General features: G+C 39.8%; 18 protein-coding genes and 1 other annotated feature. Of the genes, 9 read left to right on the forward strand and 9 right to left on the reverse strand.

The window, feature by feature from the left end; all coding sequences use genetic code 11:
* Positions 1–12 precede the first annotated feature (12 nt).
* The 3 genes from LMF32_RS06195 to tyrS all read right to left on the reverse strand — a co-directional run bounded on the left by LMF32_RS06195 (position 13) and on the right by tyrS (position 4137).
* On the reverse strand, positions 13–1476 hold the full coding sequence (locus LMF32_RS06195; protein ID WP_230524190.1) for an amidase: 1464 nt from the start codon (positions 1474–1476) through the stop codon (positions 13–15).
* A 145-nt stretch (positions 1477–1621) separates the two neighbouring features.
* Complete coding sequence (locus LMF32_RS06200; RefSeq protein WP_230524191.1) at positions 1622–2110, reverse strand: GNAT family N-acetyltransferase; 489 nt, start codon at positions 2108–2110, stop codon at positions 1622–1624.
* 746 nt (positions 2111–2856) lie between these two features.
* The gene (gene tyrS, locus LMF32_RS06205) at positions 2857–4137 is read right to left on the reverse strand and encodes a tyrosine--tRNA ligase (RefSeq protein ID WP_230524192.1); all 1281 of its coding nucleotides are present in this window, start codon (positions 4135–4137) and stop codon (positions 2857–2859) included.
* A 61-nt stretch (positions 4138–4198) separates the two neighbouring features.
* Positions 4199–4423, reverse strand: a binding site (T-box leader).
* A gap of 228 nt (positions 4424–4651) precedes the next feature.
* Between tyrS and LMF32_RS06210 the strand changes: the two genes are divergently transcribed.
* Genes LMF32_RS06210 through LMF32_RS06220 form a run of 3 tightly spaced genes read left to right on the forward strand, consistent with a single transcriptional unit; the run spans position 4652 to position 5894 of the window.
* Complete coding sequence (locus LMF32_RS06210; protein ID WP_188204849.1) at positions 4652–5044, forward strand: GntR family transcriptional regulator; 393 nt, start codon at positions 4652–4654, stop codon at positions 5042–5044.
* Positions 5041–5730, forward strand: a complete 690-nt coding sequence (locus tag LMF32_RS06215; protein WP_230524193.1) for an ABC transporter ATP-binding protein — start codon at positions 5041–5043, stop codon at positions 5728–5730. Before LMF32_RS06210 ends, LMF32_RS06215 begins: the two co-directional genes overlap by 4 nt.
* Entirely contained in the window at positions 5727–5894 is a 168-nt protein-coding gene (locus tag LMF32_RS06220) for a hypothetical protein (RefSeq protein ID WP_230524194.1), read from the forward strand. The genes LMF32_RS06215 and LMF32_RS06220 overlap by 4 nt, the downstream gene beginning before the upstream one ends.
* A 44-nt stretch (positions 5895–5938) precedes the next feature.
* Here the strand turns inward: LMF32_RS06220 and LMF32_RS06225 are convergent, their stop codons facing one another.
* Positions 5939–6847, reverse strand: coding sequence for an IS3 family transposase (locus tag LMF32_RS06225; RefSeq protein ID WP_347401930.1), 909 nt, complete (start codon positions 6845–6847; stop codon positions 5939–5941).
* Positions 6844–7164, reverse strand: coding sequence for a transposase (locus tag LMF32_RS06230; RefSeq protein ID WP_230524195.1), 321 nt, complete (start codon positions 7162–7164; stop codon positions 6844–6846). Before LMF32_RS06230 ends, LMF32_RS06225 begins: the two co-directional genes overlap by 4 nt.
* Before the next feature lie 169 nt (positions 7165–7333).
* Here LMF32_RS06230 and LMF32_RS06235 point away from each other — a divergent pair, with 169 nt between their 5' ends.
* A complete protein-coding gene (locus LMF32_RS06235; protein WP_230524196.1) occupies positions 7334–7966 on the forward strand; it encodes a hypothetical protein in 633 nt (210 codons plus the stop codon).
* Positions 7967–7993: 27 nt separating this feature from the next.
* Complete coding sequence (locus LMF32_RS06240; protein ID WP_230524197.1) at positions 7994–9280, forward strand: hypothetical protein; 1287 nt, start codon at positions 7994–7996, stop codon at positions 9278–9280.
* A gap of 53 nt (positions 9281–9333) precedes the next feature.
* Here the strand turns inward: LMF32_RS06240 and LMF32_RS06245 are convergent, their stop codons facing one another.
* A complete protein-coding gene (locus LMF32_RS06245; protein ID WP_230524198.1) occupies positions 9334–9972 on the reverse strand; it encodes an MBL fold metallo-hydrolase in 639 nt (212 codons plus the stop codon).
* A 237-nt stretch (positions 9973–10209) separates the two neighbouring features.
* On the opposite strand from LMF32_RS06245, the gene LMF32_RS06250 reads away from it, so the two are divergent.
* Positions 10210–11193 (forward strand): MsnO8 family LLM class oxidoreductase, encoded by a 984-nt coding sequence (locus LMF32_RS06250; RefSeq protein ID WP_230524199.1) that lies wholly within the window; start codon positions 10210–10212, stop codon positions 11191–11193.
* A 188-nt stretch (positions 11194–11381) separates the two neighbouring features.
* The gene (locus LMF32_RS06255) at positions 11382–12656 is read left to right on the forward strand and encodes a transposase (RefSeq protein WP_230523769.1); all 1275 of its coding nucleotides are present in this window, start codon (positions 11382–11384) and stop codon (positions 12654–12656) included.
* Between the two features lie 1326 nt (positions 12657–13982).
* Here LMF32_RS06255 and LMF32_RS06260 read toward each other — a convergent pair.
* The 3 genes from LMF32_RS06260 to LMF32_RS06270 form a co-directional block, all read right to left on the reverse strand.
* A complete protein-coding gene (locus LMF32_RS06260) occupies positions 13983–14804 on the reverse strand; it encodes a carbohydrate ABC transporter permease (RefSeq protein ID WP_092480313.1) in 822 nt (273 codons plus the stop codon).
* Complete coding sequence (locus LMF32_RS06265) at positions 14801–15667, reverse strand: sugar ABC transporter permease (RefSeq protein WP_092480312.1); 867 nt, start codon at positions 15665–15667, stop codon at positions 14801–14803. Before LMF32_RS06265 ends, LMF32_RS06260 begins: the two co-directional genes overlap by 4 nt.
* Positions 15668–15761: 94 nt before the next feature.
* Positions 15762–17039 carry an ABC transporter substrate-binding protein gene (locus tag LMF32_RS06270; RefSeq protein WP_230524200.1) on the reverse strand — a complete coding sequence of 426 codons (1278 nt, stop codon included), beginning with the start codon at positions 17037–17039 and terminating at the stop codon, positions 15762–15764.
* Positions 17040–17354: 315 nt separating this feature from the next.
* On the opposite strand from LMF32_RS06270, the gene LMF32_RS06275 reads away from it, so the two are divergent.
* Both LMF32_RS06275 and LMF32_RS06280 read left to right on the forward strand, forming a co-directional pair.
* Complete coding sequence (locus tag LMF32_RS06275; RefSeq protein ID WP_230524201.1) at positions 17355–18179, forward strand: Cof-type HAD-IIB family hydrolase; 825 nt, start codon at positions 17355–17357, stop codon at positions 18177–18179.
* A gap of 28 nt (positions 18180–18207) precedes the next feature.
* A complete protein-coding gene (locus LMF32_RS06280; RefSeq protein ID WP_188204820.1) occupies positions 18208–18507 on the forward strand; it encodes a hypothetical protein in 300 nt (99 codons plus the stop codon).
* The last annotated feature ends 163 nt before the right edge of the window (positions 18508–18670 follow it).

Below are 18670 nucleotides of genomic sequence, written 5' to 3' on the forward strand. Positions count from 1 at the left end.
CTAGATTTTTTATTAAATAAACTGTCCATCGGCTTCCATGTCGCGCCCAATCGCCAGCAGCCATTCTTCTCTGCCTTTAGGAGCAGTGAATTGAACTCCAAGAGGCAGTCCGTCTTTGGTCAAATGAACCGGCAAACTGATCGAAGGCTGCCCAGTCAAGTTGGCTTGCATGCCGAATGGCGTGATCGGCAAGCTTTCACTAAACATGTCCCAGACAACTTGCTGCTGCTCTGTGGAGTCGACTTCAGTGATATTGCGCATGCGTTCCAACATTGTTTCATCTTGCCAGTCTGTCCCGACTTTTGGAGCGCTGTCAGCTGTGGCAGGAGTCAAGAATAAATCAAATGACTCATTAAAATTCGCCATGACTTCAGCAGCTTGGTCCCAAGTGCTTAATGTGTTAGAGTAAGCAGCAGCAGAAATGGTTTTTCCGGCATTGTATAAAACCCATGTGACCAATTCCATGTCGTTGATGGTCAATTTGCGCTGAAGGGCGGACTCGATATTTCCCATCATTGCTGTTGTTTCGCCCGAGTTCATGACGTAATAGCTCTTCATCAAATGTACCCCGTCGATCTCAGGTGTTTTTTCAACAACTGAATGCCCTTGAGCTCTTAACCATTCAACGGTTTTCAAAACTGCCTGTTGCGCTTCTTTGCTGACTTTGGAAAGTACAGGAGATTCCAGAGAGTAAGCGATCCTAAACGTTTTTTTAGGTGCATAGTGCAAATGATTCATGTATCCTTCAGTAAAAAGTGGAGTCTGGAAAGCTGCGGCTGGTTGGATAGTTTGCAGTACATCCATCATAGCGGCAGTATCTCGGATCGATTTGGTCAGTACAAAGCTAATCGAAGCCCCTTGCCAATTTCGACCAGATCCGGGACCGATGGGCGTTCGCCCACGTGTAGGCTTCAAGCCGACCAATCCAGTAAATGAAGCTGGAATCCGAATAGAACCGCCTCCGTCGCTGGCACCGGCAATCGGCACCATACCCGAAGCCACGGCCGCCGCTGCACCGCCGCTAGACCCGCCTGGTGAGTGATCAGTATTCCAAGGATTGCGTGAAGGTCCATACAGTTCTGGTTCAGTGATGTTCTTAAAGCCGAACTCTGGTACATTGGTTTGTCCAATTACGATAAACCCTGCGTCAATCAAAGCTCGAGTGAAGTGGCTCGTTTGAGCAGCCACAGAATTTTTCAGCAAATGTGACCCTGATGTACTAGGCTCGCCAGCTAAAGATTGCCCCAACCCTTTCACCAGGATTGGGATGCCGCCAAACGGTTTACCGCTGAAGTCTCGTTCTTCCGCTTCTTTTAACGCTTTTTCTTTGCGTTGATGAATCACAGCATTTAATGCTGGATTTTCTTTTTCGATGACTTGAAAACATTGTTCTACCAATTCTTTTGGAGAAATGACCTTGTTTTGTAATTGTTCTGCGTAAAATAAACCATCTTCTTCACGATTAAGAATGCTCACAAAATCCCTCTTTTCTGAAATTATTCTTGTTTAGTGTAGCATTCCTGATTTGAGAAAAGAACGTACAGGGCAAAAAATGAGTCAAAAAAAGTGGATATCCAGCCGCTTGCAGCTGCAGATATCCACTAAATAAGCAAAGTTGTTTTTAAAGACTATACCTAAAAACATAATCGTCCATCACAAAACCATTCCCAATGTCTGCGACTTGTTCTCGAATTTGTTCGAAGCCCATTTTTTGGTACGCCTTTATTGTAGGAGCGTTGTATTTATTGACCGTCAGTTCAATCGACTGTTTACTCTGATCTGCCGCAACTTCCTTCAGCTTTTCAAATAAAAAACGCCCCAAACCTTTACCGCGAGCAGCTTCTGTCAGATAGAATTTGCTCAAGAAAAGAGTGTTTTCCTCCAATTCGTAACTGACATAACCAACATCTTGACCATCTTCCTGAACCAACCAATAGATTTTTCCCTTTTCAAGATCTTGTTGGATAGCTGGTTCGGACTGTATCGTCTCCAACATGTAATGAACTTGTTCTTCTCCAAGAATAGAAGTATAGTGCTCTTTCCAAATGATACGAGCTAGCTCAGCTAATGCATGCGCATCAGCAGGTTGAGCTGTTTTGATTTGAATCATATGGTAATCATCTCCTTTAAAAGTTGGGTAGGGAATGAATGTTTTATTGTCTGACTAACAAAATCTGGTGAAAACAGGAGAAACTTGTTAGAGAGAAGCCTTCTCACTCACAAGAATGGAGTGCAAGCCTCTGGTTTTGTTAGAGAGATATCTTTTATCACCAAAAACCTATAAAAGTAGCTGCTTCCTCGTTTTTAATCCCAAAAATTGGAATTGTGAGAGTAGCAGCTAATTTTTCTATTCGGTAGGCTTAACGCCATACTCCGTTCTAAAACGAGCTGCGCGAGGCAACTTACACATCTATAAGCTGAAGACCATCCTGTTGATAAAAGGCATCAACTGGATGGCTTCTTCTTATATCCGGTAAGCTTAACGCCTCGCTCCGCTCTCTGCTCTAAAACGAGCTGCGAAAAGCAGGCTTCCTATGATTTCGATTTCACCTTTTTATCGGGAAAAGCACCCAATGAAAAGGTGAAATTCGAACTCTACGGAATCCTTAACGCTCTGTTCCGCTCTCTACTTTAAAACGAGCTACGCGAGGCAGCTTACGCGTATATAAGCTGAATCCATCCTGTTGATAAAAAGCATCAACTGGCTGGCTTCTTCTTATATTCGGTAAGCTAAACGCCTCGCTCCGCTCTCTGATTTAAAACGAGCTGCAAAAAGCAGCCTATACGCCTATAAGCCAAGCTCAACTGTCAGGTAAAAAGCACCTGTCAGTTGATCTTTTCTTCTATTCGATAGGCTTAACGCTTTTCTCCACTCTCTATTAGTTTCACCAGGAAGTATTTTTTCTTGCCTTTTCGGACTAGGATGAAGCGTTCTTCGAATGAGTTTTCTGGTTTGATGATGGCTTCTACGTCGGTTTCTTTTTCGCCATTGATGGAGATGGCACCGTTTTTGATATCTTCACGAGCCTGGCGTCTTGATGGTTCGATGCCGACAACGTCAACCAACCATTCTACGATGTTGCGTTTTTCTTTTGGTGCTTCGAAAGTCGGCATGTTTTTGAAGCCTTCTTCGATTTGTTTAGCAGTTAAGTCTTTTACTTCGCCTGAGAATAAAGCAGCAGTGATTTTTTCAGCATCTGCTAAAGCTTCTTCACCATGGACGAATAAAGTCATTTCACGTGCCAATGTTTTTTGAGCAGCACGTTTATGCGGTTCAGTTTCTACTTGTTCAGCCAAATCATTGATGTCGTCTTGGCTCAAGAAAGTAAAGTATTTCAAGTAGCGAACGACGTCACGGTCATCTTGGTTCAACCAGAATTGGTAGAATTCGTAAGGAGTTGTTTCTTCTGGATCTAACCAGACAGCTCCGCCGGCAGTTTTTCCAAATTTAGTCCCGTCAGCTTTCAACAATAATGGAATCGTTAGACCGAATGCTTTAGCTTCAGCACTTTCTTGTTTACGAATGAATTCTAGACCAGCAGTAATGTTTCCCCATTGATCTGCTCCACCAATTTGCAATTGAACATCTTCATTGCGGTATAAGTGTAAGAAGTCCATAGACTGCAAGATTTGGTAAGTGAATTCAGTAAAGGAAATCCCAGTTTCCAAGCGGCTTGCTACGATATCTTTAGATAACATCGTATTAACGTTGAAGCTTTTTCCGACATTGCGCAAAAAGTCCAACAGGGTTAAGTTTTCAGTCCATTCTAAGTTATTGACTAAACGGATCGATTTTTCATCTTTTCCTGCATCAAATAATTTTTGCATTTGTACTGTTAACTTCTCGATATTTGCTTGAACTTGTTCTGTCGACTGTAAAACACGTTCTTCTGATTTTCCGCTTGGGTCTCCAATCGAGCCTGTCGCTCCGCCAATTAAAATAACGGGTTTGTGGCCGGCTAGTTGGAATCTTTTTAAGATCATAAAAGGAATCAAGTGGCCAATATGCATGCCTCCAGTCGGATCGATTCCGCAGTAGACACCGATTTCTTTTTCTGAGATCAATTCGCGCAATCCAGCCTCATCAGTTTGTTGGTTGATGGCTCCGCGCCATTCTAATTCATCAATAATGTTCATGTTGTTTGCCCCTTTTCTATATTTTTGCACAAAAAAAACCGATGAAAAGAACGTGTCTTTTCATCGGGACGAATGTTAGTTTCCGTGGTACCACCCAATTTGCAAACAAACTTCCTTTATAGGAGTTCGCTGCCTCTTCAGTACTAGTATCGCCAGTATCGCGCTTGAGGTTAATCAAGTTGCTCCAGAGTGTAATTCGATGTATTGTGTGTGCTGATTTGCAGCGACCATCAGCTCTCTATAAAACAGGGACAATACTTCTACTGTATTCCTTCATCGCAAAAGTTAGAATATTTAAGAGAGTTATAAACTTATAAATTTATAACTACAAGAGTTAAGTTCAGTATAGAAAATTACCCTCAAAATGTCAATTGCAGAAAAAGTAAAATAATTTGTTGACAGTTTTAGTGTATTAAGCATATAATACACATCAAGAGGTGTATTAAGTGAGCAGTACACTACTTTAACTATGGTGTATTAAGTGGTTAATACAGAAAAAGGAGGGACTGAAACCATGTCAGAGATGTTTAATCAAAGAGAACCGGTCTATTTGCAAGTGGTTCGTCATTTCAAAGAAAAAGTAGCCTCAGGCGAATTGCAGCCTGGAGATGAAATGCCGTCCAGAAGAGAATTAGCTAACACATTAGGAATCAATCCCAACACAGTTCAGAGGGCTTTCAAACGAATGGAGGAAGAAAACTTATTGTATACAGAAGGAAATATGCCAAGCAGAGTCACAGAAGATCAATCTATTTTAGGTCAAGTCCGGTCTGAACTAATGTTGGATGCGGTAGAACACTTTATTGCGGCTGTTAAGCCAATCGGGGTTACTTTGAAAGAAATACAAGACAAAGTAGAAGAACAGTACCTATTGGAAGCCAATCAAAACGGAGGCGACAACGAATGATCGAAGTCAGACAGTTAGAGAAGAAATACAAACGAAGAAAAGTGTTGAACGGAATCTCTTTTACGGCAAATAAAGGAGAAATCACTTGTTTGATCGGAACAAATGGTTCAGGGAAAACGACGATATTAAAAGCGATCATGAATTTGACTCCTCTAGAAAAAGGAGAAATTTTCATTGATGGAAAAGCGTTGGATAAAGAGACCTATGAAACGATTGCGTTCTTTCCAGATGCGATCACGATGATGCCTTCTATGACGATTCAAGAGGCGATGGAGTTTATGGCTGAGTTCTATACCTCTTGGAATCAGGAAAGAGCGACAGAATTGTTGAACTTTTTCAAATTGAGTGCCAAAGATAAAATTTCTCAGTTATCTAAAGGAAATACGATGAAAGTAAATATGGTTTTGGGATTGGCCTTGGATGTGGATTACTTACTGATGGACGAGCCTTTTTCAGGAATCGATATTTTCAGCCGAGAACAAATAGCGTCCGTATTTACCAGCAATTTAGTCGAAAATAGAGGCGTTTTGATCACCACTCATGAAATCAGCGACATTGAACATTTGATCGACAAAGCTGTTTTGATTGAGAATGGGAAAGTCGTTACCGAATTTAATGCAGAAGAAATGCGCGAAGAGAAGGGTAAATCAGTCGTAGATGTCATGAGAGAGGTGTACCAACCATGAAAAACTTTGTCAAATTAGTTCGGTTTGAATTCAACCGTTTTGCTCCAATTTATGCAACATTAGCTGTATTAACAGCACTTATTCAATTGATTGGCGTATTTGTTACGACAAATGTGGACCTCTGTCAAGAAAATGGACACCAAAATAGTCAAAAATTTATATAAAAAGACTAGACACAAGCCATTAAAAAAAACAGTAATCTATTTAATCAAACGCTTTGAAGAGAAGGAATAGTCGCTTCAAGAACGATTTTAGGTTGTTGACGTTCATATTGATTAGGCGAAAGATAGTTGTTGGAGGAATGCCGTCTTTTTTCATTATAGAATGCAGAAATATACCAGTTTATGGTTTGGATTGCCTCAGCTTTTGTTTTAAACTGTTTGCGATAAACCAATTCTTTTTTCAATGTCGCAAAAAACGATTCACTGCACGCATTGTCATAGGGATTGCCTGTTCGGCTCATACTGCCAACAGCTTCAAAAGCTTCCAAAGCTTTTCGATATTCTTTTGAAGCGTACTGACTACCTCGATCAGAATGGTGAATCAAACCTTTTCCTGGTTTGCGCAAGTCAACGGCCATTTTAAGTGCCCTTATGGGCACTTCCGTCCGCATATGGTCTGCGATGTGCCAGCCTACTACTTTACGCGAATACAAATCTAAAATAGCGGCTAAATAAATCCAGCCTTCCCAGGTCCAAACATAGGTCATGTCGGTTACCCACACTTCATTTGGCTGATTGGTCTCAAAATCTTGGTGAAGAAGATTTTCAAAAATAGGTTGAGAATGATTAGAATCTGTTGTAATCATAAAGGGTTCACTTGGAATAGCGCGTAAGCCCATTTCGCTCATATAGCGGCCAACTGTCTTTTCAGAAACAAAATAGCCGTTGGCTACTAGGTCTTTATGGATACGTGGAGCGCCATAAGTACCGAAGCTTTCATGAAAAAATTGGAAGATTTTTTGTCTGACTTTTTGACGATACAACTGATTTTCAGTGAGTTCTTTTTGCTTCATCTTTAGCCAATTGTAATAACCACTTCTTGAAACTTCAAGTACTTCGCACATCCTCACCACCGAAAATTCATCCTGGAAGTCTTCAATGAACTGAAACTTTATTCCCGGTTTTTCGTGAAGACATGCATGGCTTTTTTTAAGATTTCATTTTCCTCTGCGAGCTTCTCTATTTCTTTTTCTCGTTCCTGTATTTCTTTTTTATAATCTGAAGGAGTTTTATACTTATCTGATTCAGTAACGTCTTGTTTTTTGTGGTCTTTTTGTAGCCAATCTTCTTGGTTTTTATATTCTCGAATCCAACCACGTAAAGTGCCGTAAGGCAGACCTAATTCACGGGAGAGTTCCTTCATTTTTCGGTTTTCTTCCACAACCATTCGGCAGACATATTCTTTATATTTTGAATCATACAATTTTGGCATACTGAACACATCCTTTAGTTTATAGTTTCATTGTACTGAAAAAGTGTCCTTAAACCAGTGTCCAGTATTTAGACTACCTTAAAATGGTTATCTAAGATCTGTCAGCGAGCAAAAACAATCAGGAATAGTCAACGATACTGAAATCGTTGCAAATATTGGGAAAATGGGGATGACCGATTTCGTAAACAGCTTATGGTTTTTAGGTCCGATCATGTTTTGCGGAGCGGTATTGATGCTTTATAGTGTATTCATTTGGTACCGAGATTGGCTGGGGAAAAATACTTTCATCTACCGTTTGTTGATGTTGCCGACGCAACGGTTGAACATCTTATTCTCTAAAGTAACAACGATCTTTTTAATGGTCATTGGATTGATTGCTTTGCAATTAGTGCTGCTGTATATAGAAAACAACTTATTCCAAATGCTTCTTCCAACAGCTTATTTCAATTACGCCAACTTGAATCAAATGATTCAAAGCTCTTATTATTTGATGATGTTTTACCCGACTTCAGGACTTGTCTTTATCTCGAGATACAGTAAAGGATTACTGGGACTTTTAGTGGTTTCCACAGTCGTTCTTTTTGAGAGAAGTTACAAAATCAAAGGACTTATCATAGGCGTTGCTTATGCAACATTTGTTCAATTGATCTTTTCCGCTGTTTATTTCATGCAATTTTACAATGTTATGTTGTACCTGTTTGCCAGCGAAATTTTCTTGATTTCATTAGTATTAACGGTTGTGGCAAGTGCCCTTTCGATTTGGATCAGCCATAGATTATTAAATAAAAAAGTAACGGTTTAAAACAAACTACACACGGGGGAGTAAAAAATGAAAAAGTATTGGAAATTAATCACTTTAATAGTATTCAGCGTAATCAGTATCAGCACTTTTTATCTTGTGACCGTTTCTGCTGAAAATAGTTATCCTCAATACTCTATCGAGACACGTTCTGGAGACGAGGCAGTTATTAAAGACTTGGTTCTGGCTGCGAGTACATTTGATGAAAATAGCGATTACGGCGATATGTTTCAAATTAAAGCAGAAGGAACGATCGGGAACAAAGACGTTCCGTTTACCCAACAATTAGATATGACGCATCAACATGATTTTTCCGTTCAGAAATTATATCGTGAGCACCGTGGATTTTTCAGAGGGAAAACTTGGAATATGTTCCAGTATCATGAAGACGAGGACTTTATTACTTACGCCAACAACTTCTATACTGTGGTCGACGATTATGAGGAGATCCACGACAAACTAGATATAGCAGTACTAGACAAGAAAACAGAAGAAGAAACAAACTTTGAAGTGGAAGTTCCTGGTTATGAAAATTACGATAGTTTTTATGTAGAAGATGTGCAAAAAAGCGGGAACATTCTACATGTATTTACAACAAACTACATCGAAGGGGAGACAGAATTATATCAACCCATCACAGAATTGCACGTTTATAAAATCAATTTAGACAGTCAAAAGATTGTAGAAGACTTGATTCTAGCACCATCTAGCGATGACGATATGGATTATACGTCTTATATTGTTAATATTGGCTCAACGAACAGTGAAATGACGCCAGAACCCTATATTATTATTTCATCAAACCCTACTGTACAACCAGAGACTACTGAATCCGGAGTAGAGATCAACCCAGAAGACATTACAATGATGGCTTACAATGTAGAAACAAGTGAAGTTTCAGAACTAGCTGTTCCAAATGAGTTCAAAGGCTGGTCTGAGTCTATGTATCCATTGGTAACAAACGTAGAAGACGAGTATATTTACTACACTACGCTCAAAGAAAATGGTTTTGAGATGAATAGATTTAATATAGAAGAAAATACTATGGAACAAGCTCAATTAATAGAATTACCAAGTGAAGTGATGGAGAATTTCTTAACCAATCCTGAAGGCTATGCCACTCCATTAGTCTCTATCAAGGGAAATCAAATTTGCTATGTCAGCACACTGAAAGACAAAGCTGGACATGATGTCGGCATAGTCGTCGCTGATCTGGAAAACGGCCAAGTCTTATACGACGGAACGATTAAAAACAGCGAGAAAATGAACGACGTCTTTAAAGATGTCACTTTGACCATTGACTCATTTGCGTTCTAGTTTTGCAAACAAAAACAGCTATCTACTTTTTGTAGAAAGCTGTTTTTTGCATTTTAATGAGTCAAAAATGGGTTGGTATTCAGTTCGTCTTTTACGGTCGTAGCATCCCCGTGGCCAGGGAATAAAACTGTGTCTCCGGGCAATGGCGCAATATGTTTGTGGATTCCAGCGATCAAGCTTTCGTGGTCGCCATAAGGGAAATCACTTCTTCCTACGCTGCCTTTAAAGATCACGTCTCCAACGATCGCAAAGCGACTATCTTTAAAAATGAATACTGTACTACCTGGTGAATGACCTGGAATGTGCTGCATGTCAAAGTGGAATTCGCCGATAGAATAAGGACCCATTTCTTCCAAATATACGTCTGCTGTTTGAGTGCTGGCAATATTCTCCATGCCAGGATGATTCCCTGAACCGTTTTGAGCGGGATCGACCAGCCATTCTTTTTCGATAGGGTTTTGATAGACCGGTATTTCATAAGCATCTCTGATCTCATTCAAAGCTCCAATATGATCGTAATGCGCATGCGTCAAAACGATAGCAATAGGATTCAATTCATTTTCTTCAATCACATTTTTCAATGTGTCCGGTTCTGCACCTGGATCAAAAATGATGGTGTCGCGGTTATTGTCTCCGACCAAAAAATAACAATTCTCTTGGAGCTGTCCAACTGTTGCTACATATAATTCCATTCTTACTGCCTCCTAAAATTCATTTGTTTCCAGTATAAAGGATTTGCTGGAGGTTGTCTTACAAAAGAGAGATTGCATAAGAGATGCCTAAGAATTTTTGCAATAAACTTTCTATCCAATAAAAAAAGTGCTACAGTTAACTGCAAAAGGACTTACTTTGAATTAGTAAAAAGATAATAAAAAAGTGAATGTCTGGTAAGAGGAAGATTTTGTTCAGAATAGAGAGGGGAATATTTAATGAAATTAAGTGTTTTAGATCAAGCTCCAGTGACCCATGGAAATACAGCCGCAGATGCATTATTGAAAGCGGAAGAGCTGGCGATATTAGCCGATGAGTTAGGTTATGTACGGATGTGGATGGCAGAGCATCATGGTACCGAAAACTATGCTAGTTCCGCGCCTGAGATCACGATCGCTCATTTAGCAGCTAAAACGAAAAATATCCGTTTGGGGACAGGCGGAACGATGATGATGCACTATTCTCCTTTGAAAATGGCGGAAGTATTCAAAACATTGAGTGCTTTTGCTCCAGGAAGAATTGATTTCGGAGTAGGAAGAGCTCCAGGCGGAGACCACGCGTCTATGTTTGCCTTGGCTCAAGGGAATCGTCCGCAGCTGGACAATATGTATGAAAAGCTGGACGTTTCTCTGCAATTATTGAATGATGAAGTTCCACAAGATGAGCTGTACAACAAAACTATTGCCACTCCAAGCCAGATCGTTGTACCAGAGGCATGGCTACTTGGTTCTAGCGGAAGCAGTGCTGTTCAAGCTGGTCGCAGAGGAATCGGCTATTCATATGCGCAATTCTTTACCGGTTATATGGACAAAGGAGTTCTAGACCAATACCGGAATTCATTTGTGCCGAGTGCATTCATGGAAAAATCTGAAATCAATGTGGCTTACATGGTAACAGCTGCAGAAACGACTGAAGAAGCTGAGTACGAAGCGTTGCCGCAAGATATTGTTCGCTTATGGATGTCTCAAGGGAAAATGGGCCCAATATTGACTCCGGAAGAAGCGCAAAACTTCCCGCTGACAGAAGTAGACCGAATGAATATCCTAGAAAGCCGTTCTCAACATATCGTAGGGTCTGCTAAAGAAGTTGCAGCGGAATTGACACGCCAACAAGAACATTACGGATTCGATGAAGCTATGATCTGCAGCATCCCGCATTCACAAGGAATAAATCACGTTGTTGGCGAGCCCATGGGGCTCTAGGGCTGTAAATGTGGTTAAAATAAAAATCGTCAATAAGAAAGACTGCTGTATCAGCATTTTCTTATTGGCGATTTATCATTTTTGATATTTTGCGACTAACTAAAAAAGATAAGAGAAAAAGTGCCTCAAACTACTGAAACAGTAGTAAAATATGGTTATCAGACTCATATAAGGAGGTCACTTTTTCCATGAATAGAATAACACAATTATCATTATTTGAAAACCATGAATTAGGCGATTTAGAAAAGTTGAATGATGTATTAACTGCATTACCGGATGAAAACCTGTTAACTGCATTAGAAGAAGAACGCGGAAAGGGCAGAAATGATTATCCAGTTCATACCATGTGGCGTGCTTTCGTAGCTAGCTTTGTCTTTCAACATCGCTCTGTCGCTTCTTTGATTCGAGAGTTGAAGCGGAATAGCCAACTCAGAGAACTATGCGGATTTCAACCTCATTTTTCGCGCTCACAAAAAGGAAAGTATAGGGTTCAACTAGCTCCCACAGAAGCTGCTTTTTCTCGATTTTTAAAAAAGTTACTGCTCCATCAACACCTATTAGATGAGATGTTTACTGAATTGGTCACTAATTTATATGAAACACTGGATGGATTTGGGCAAACTTTAGCTTTAGATGGAAAAATTATCCCTTCTTATGCTACAAAACCAAATAAAAAAGTAGAATATGATGGCAGAAGAGATACTGAAGCAGATTTCACACTAAAACAATATACCACTACGACAGCCAATGGCGAGAAGATAACAAAGAAGAAAACATGGTTTGGTTATCGACTTCATTTAATCGTTGATGCAAATTATGAATTGCCTGTAGCCTACGAAGTGACTAAAGCATCTGAAGGCGAACCGACGGTCGCAAAAAGACTGATCAAACATTTTTCTACCTCACAAGCGAAACAGTGTGACTATCTTCTAGCTGACAGAGGATATGATGGAGCTCCATTATTAAGTCTCATTGAATCTAAAGAAATAATCCCTATTATTGATATTAAAAACCAGTGGGATAAAGATACGCTAACCAAACAATATCGAGATACAGATTTGATTTATACGTATAACGGAGCGGTTTCCTATGTCGATGGAAAAGGAAATGAGATAAAGCTAGCGTATAAGGGATATGATAAGAAAACAGATTCTTTACGTTATGGATTTAAACCTCAATATCAGGATAACCGGCTTTTCAGAATAAAATGTGAAGAAGACAGACGTATATTTAACAAAGTCGCTAGGGATAGTTTTAAGTTCAAACGAATCTACAAAAAGCGAACCTCTATTGAGCGAGTAAATGGACGAATCGATCGAGATTACCTATTTGAGAATCATACGATACGAGGAAAAAAGAAACTGAATCTTTTTGTGACAATGACTTTTCTCATTATGTTAGCCTTTGCGAAAGATAAGATCAGTAAAAACCATCTAGCTCATCTAACTGCTTGGGTAGCTTAATTTTTTAAAAAATTAGAAGGGATAGCTTATTTGGCGTGCGCAAAAATAAAAGCAGAGTTAAAAAACAGACGCTTTTTTTACACAAACCATGGAATGAACTGACTACTTTTCGCTATTTTACAAATAATGAAGCCTATGGCTTATTTCTATGCTAGTTATTTTCACAAAAAATGGTACAACGTAATTTATTCACAAGAAAAACGACTAGACACTTACCGCTTATTAGCGAAAGAACTGCTATAAGAGCAAATGAGTACCGAAAAAAGCGGCGAACCTTGTGTTCGTCGCTTTTTTCGATATGCGGTAGTGTTCTGATTCAGGGCTGAATACTTTTTCGGCCATCAGGCGGATTTTCTTTCGCTTCATGGTCGAAAATGGCCGAGATGCCGGCCATGGTGAACAGAATTTACCTGCTCATGGCTGTTTTGTAATACATCCTCGGCCATGAGCGTTCAAATTTACTCGCTCATGGCCGAAAAACAACTTAACTAAGAAGAAAACACTGAATAAAAGTCTTTAATAAAGATGCGCCTTTAGGTAATCATCTTTTTCTGCTATAAGAGAGTCAAAGCTGAATACCTTTTCGGCCATCAGGCGGATTTTCTTTCGCTTCATGGCCGAAAATGGCCGAGATGCCGGCCATGGTGAACAGAATTTACCTGCTCATGGCTGTTTTCAGTTGTCTCCTCGGCCATGAGCCTTCAAAATGCCTCGCTCATGGCCGAAATAAGACCTAAACAAGAAGGAAACACTGAATAAAAGTCTTTAATAAAGATGCGCCTTTAGGTAATCATCTTTTTCTGCTATAAGAGAGTCAAAGCTGATTACCTTTTCGGCCATCAGGCGGATTTTCTTTCGCTTCATGGCCGGAAATGGCCGAGAAGTCGGCCATGGTGAAGGAAACTTACTTGCTCATGGCTGATTTCAGTCAACTCCTCGGCCGTGAGCCTTCAAAATGCCTCGCTCATGGCCGAAATAAGACCTAAACAAGAAGGAAACACTGAATAAAAGTCTTTAATAAAGATGCGCTCTTAGGTAATTATCTTTTTCTATCCTAGTTAATTCAAAGCTGATTACCTTTTCGGCCATCAGTCGTTTTTTCTTCCGCTTCATAGCCGGAAATGGCCGAGATGCCGGCCATGGCGAACAGAATTTACCTGCTCATGGCTGGTTTGCAATACATCCTCGGCCATGAGCCTTCAAAATTCCTCACTCATGGCCGAAACACTACACAAAAAATCTTTCGTCATTGAAGAAATAGTAACCAACAATGAAAAAAGCCTGCCAAATGCATCATGACTCATTTGGCAGACTTTTAAAAATCGATTATTTAGTGGCTCCTTCTGTAATTCCTTGGATGATGTGTTTTTGCAAGAACATGTAAAGCAGGATGATCGGGATGATTGCAAGAACCAACCCTGCCAGTGCTAATTCCCATTGGATCGTGTATTGTCCGAAGAAATAGTACATTTGCAAGGGAATAGTGTACATGCCATCTTTATTGATCACCAATGAAGGCAGTAAGTAGTCATTCCAAATTCGAATAGAGTTCAAAATAATGACAGTGACGGTTGTCGGCTTCAATAATGGGAAGACGACGCGCCAGAAGATTTGGAACGGATTGGCTCCGTCTAAAATAGCTGCTTCGTCTAGTGATTTTGGTACCGATCTTAGCGCACCGAAGTACAGAAAGATCGACATACTGGACCCGAATCCTAAGTTCATGAACGTCAGTCCCACTCTGTTCAGCATATCAAACCGACCAAACAAGCTGACTAAAGGAATCATCAAGGATTGAAAAGGGATCAACATCGTGATGGCACAAATAAAGTAAATGACTGAACTCATTTTGCCGGGATAGCGCGACAACGCATAGGCGGACATGGAGGAGAACAGTACAATCACAATGATGCTGGCTACTGTGATCATCAAGGAGTTCATAAAACTTTCAGTATAATTCAAATCTTCATAAGCTCTTGGGTAATTTTCCGTAGTGGTTTCATTTGGCCAGAAAAGAGTATTGGTAAAAATTTCTCGTCTCGTTTTGAATGAATTGATAAAAATCAGTACAAATGGATAGATCCAAGTCAGAGAAGCCACTACGCCTAAAATGATGATCAACCAATTATGCATTTTTTCAGATTTCATAGGTCAACTTCTCTCTTTCGTGTGTAGTAAACTTGCGTCAATGAAATAGCTGCGACTAGTAAGAGATAAAGAATCCCTTTAGCTTGAGCGTATCCTTGCTGGTATTGGAAAAAGGCCGTGTTGTAAATGTTCATAGCCACCATTTCGGTAGAACCAAAAGGAGCTCCATTTGTTAACGCCAAGTTTTGGTCATAAACTTTAAAAGCATTAGCCAACGTCAAGAAGAGGCTGATGGTAAAGGCAGGTGCCAACATCGGCAGCTTGACTCTCCAAAAAGTCTGCCAAGTGTTTGCTCCATCAATAGCTGCGGCTTCATTGATGTCTGCCGGGATACCATTCAAGAATGAAATATAAATGATCATGATATACCCGCTCATTTGCCATAAAAAGACAATGACCAGCCCCCAAAAACCTGTACTGGTATCTGCTAACCAACCGCTGAAAGCACTCAGCCCTGTCAATTGTGCGATCCCTTCAAAAGCTTTGACAAAGATAAATTGCCAGATAAATCCTAGAATGATTCCGCCCACCAAGTTAGGCATGAAAAAGATTGTACGGAAAAGATTGCTTAAACGACCGGTCTTTTGTGTGACTAATAAGGCCATGGCTAAACCAATCACGTTGACTCCAATAACGGAAACGACTGCAAATCGAATCGTGAACCATAAGCTATGCAAAAACTGATCATCGCTAAGTAAACGTCGATAATTTTCCAGACCGGTAAAGGCCATGTTGTAACCGTCAGAGTCTGTAAATGAAGTATAGATCCCATAAAGTAAAGGAATGAAGATCACTAATGATACAGCTAATATGCTGGGGAATAAAAAGGCCCAGTAGAAATATTTTTCGTTTTTTCGTTTCATATGGATGTTGCTCCTTCGCTTTAGGATAAAAAAACAGACACACAGGAAATAGACGGTAAGGCTGATCTATTTCCCGTTATCTGTTAGAAGAAAGTTAGCGCATATCTGCGAAGCCTTTGGAAGTGTTGGCTTCGAAATCTTCCCAGCTGATGTCGCCGTTCAAGTATTTTTGATATTCAGGGAAAAGAACTTGTTGGAACCAGCCGTCAGGATATTGTTTGTGCGTCATAGCGCCCGTTTCTCCATCTAGCAAAGCTTGATAGATTTGTTGAGAAACAGGGTCGCTGATGCTGTCCGCTTCGTATCCTTCTTGAGCCGGTACAAAGTTGAATTCTTCAACGATAGCTGTTTTTCCTTCTTCAGAAGTGTACATCCAGTCTATAAATGCTTTTGCTTCTTCCACAACAGCTTCGTCTAGATTTTTATTGATTCCAATGTACCAAGGAGCTCCAGCAATGATTTTACCTGTTGTATCATTTTCACCAAATACAGGCAGGATGCCCATTTTGTTAGCGGAAAATTCAGGATCAATACCGTTTAAAGTAGGAACGATCCAGTTACCTTGATGCACCATCGCTACAGCGTCATTGATGAAGAGTTCTTCTACAGAACGACTGTAATCGATCGTTAAAATAGGTTGAACGTTATACTGATTGAATAGGTCTGTATATTTCTTCATTTGGTCGCCGTATTCCCAATTCAATTCAGTTGCACTGTAACTTTCTAAAATACTGTTGTCGTATTCAGGAGAAGTAAAGTTGGCTGAAAATTGGTTAGCGATGTAATTTTCTGCCCCGCTAAAAGCGAAAACAGCATCAATTCCCAACTCTTCTTTTTGGCTGTCCAATGTTTCTACAGCGGTTACAAAATCGTCATAGCTTTGGATGTCGTCTGGATTGACACCGGCTTTCTCAAAAATTTCTTTATTGTACATCCAGCCGAAACCTTCAATATTCATCGGAACTCCTAATGGAACGCCATCAATTGTACCGCCTTCCAACATGCCGTCAATAACAGTATCCGTCATTTCCAATTCAGTAACATCTAATAAGGAATCGCTATAACGCTCAACTTCAGGCAATCCCCCAAGCATCATCAAAGCCGGTTCATCTCCCGAGGAGAATTTAGCTTGAAGAGCTGCTGAACCTTCCCCGCTCCCTACCGTAGTGATGTTCACACGAACATCTGGATTTTGTTCTGTATAAGTATCCACTAAATCTTGCAGCTGAGTAGTGATTTCAGGCTTTTGACTGAAAAATTCTACCACTACTTGTTCACTGTCGCCGCCAGATTCATTTGAACCTCCGCCGCACGCAGCAAGAAGTGTTGTGGTGAATAAAAGAGTCATTCCCAGTTTTTTTAACTTTGTCATTATGTTTAACCTCCTCGTGATAAGTAAGTAATAAGTAAAATGAAACAATTATTCACAGACACAGCAAAAGAACCATTAAAAAATGGATCAGACGTCAACTTCCGCTTGAAATGTAGAATGAATGATGGAACTAAACTCCTGAAGGGGAAAAGTGAAGTTGATGTTTTGTTGCATCATGAACACCTAAATATTAACAAAATTGATAGCGTATTCATAACGATATGATTTGAGAAATAATTTATTGATTTGCAAAGGTGGTAGCGCTACAATGATTGCAGCTATAAACAATAAGAATTTTTCATATAGGAGAATAAAATGGCGAAAATAGTTTTCTTTGATATTGATGGTACATTGGTCACGCATAACAATTCGATTCCAGATTCCACCAAAGAAGCGATAAAAAAGCTGAAACATAATGGGATCGTCCCTGCTATTTCAACAGGTAGAGCACCTATTTTGATGCGAGAAATCGCAGACGAACTCGCTATTGATACTATAATTACTCTTAATGGACAACATGTAGTTTATGAAGGAGAAGTCATTTATAAGCGCCCTTTATCCAATGAATCAATGAGTCGATTGGCTAAAGAAGCTCACAACAACAAACAAGGCATTGCGTTTTGCGGCAGTGATAAAATCACGGGCAACTCAGCGATCAAACTGGCAAACAATGGTCTGATTAAGCGCGTTCGTCCGTTTTTGTCAAAGTTAGCTCCTAGAAAAGCGATGAAGTTTGTAAATCATCGTTTATCTACCAAACCGGTTGATCCTAGTGAATACGAAAGTCATCAAGTGTATCAATGTATTTTAAATGCAGACGAATCTTTTGATGCTTTTTACGAGGAGAAATTTCCGGAATACACGTTTACCCGTTCCAATCCTTACTCTATGGATGTCATCAGCAGAGGAGGCTCGAAGGCTGTCGGAATCCAAAAAATCATTGAACACTTAAACATTGGTATTGAAGAAACGGTAGCTTTTGGAGACGGATTGAACGATCTGGAAATGATCGAAACAGCAGGTGTCGGTGTAGCGATGGGGAACGGAAGAGACGAGTTGAAACATAAAGCTGACATGATTACCGATACAGTTTGGAATGACGGCATTTATAAAGGGTTGGACAAATTAGGATTGCTTTAAAAAAGAGGGTCGTTTAGGAGGGAAGCTGTTGTCAGAAACGAACAAAAATGTATTTTTAAAATCAGCTTGGATTTGTATACTGCTTTATATGGTTTTGTTTTGGAGTAGTGGACTAGTTGTAATGAGCCCATGGCCTGGGTTTCTGTTTTGTGTTGTACTGTCTATCGGCAGCTTTATTCTTTCTATCCTTTCTATTATCAAAGAAACAAGACGAGGATTATCTTTATTAGCAAGTCTTTTTGCCATCTTCCTTATCTTATTTACTGTGTTTATGTATTTGCTTCCAGAAGCAGGTATCCCACCTGAGATCCCATTATTTTATCCCTAATTTATCAATTGTAAAACGCGTTTCTTTGTTTCTAAAATAGAACTACTAAAATAAGACCTTTTATGCTGAGGTCTTATTTTTTTGATTTCAAATGATGAAGAGGAAATGAGAGGCGAATCATTTGGATTTTTCTGAGAAGAAAATTATAACAAAATTAGGCATT

Source organism: Desemzia sp. C1 (assembly GCF_020882875.1).
Classification (GTDB): domain Bacteria; phylum Bacillota; class Bacilli; order Lactobacillales; family Carnobacteriaceae; genus Desemzia; species Desemzia incerta.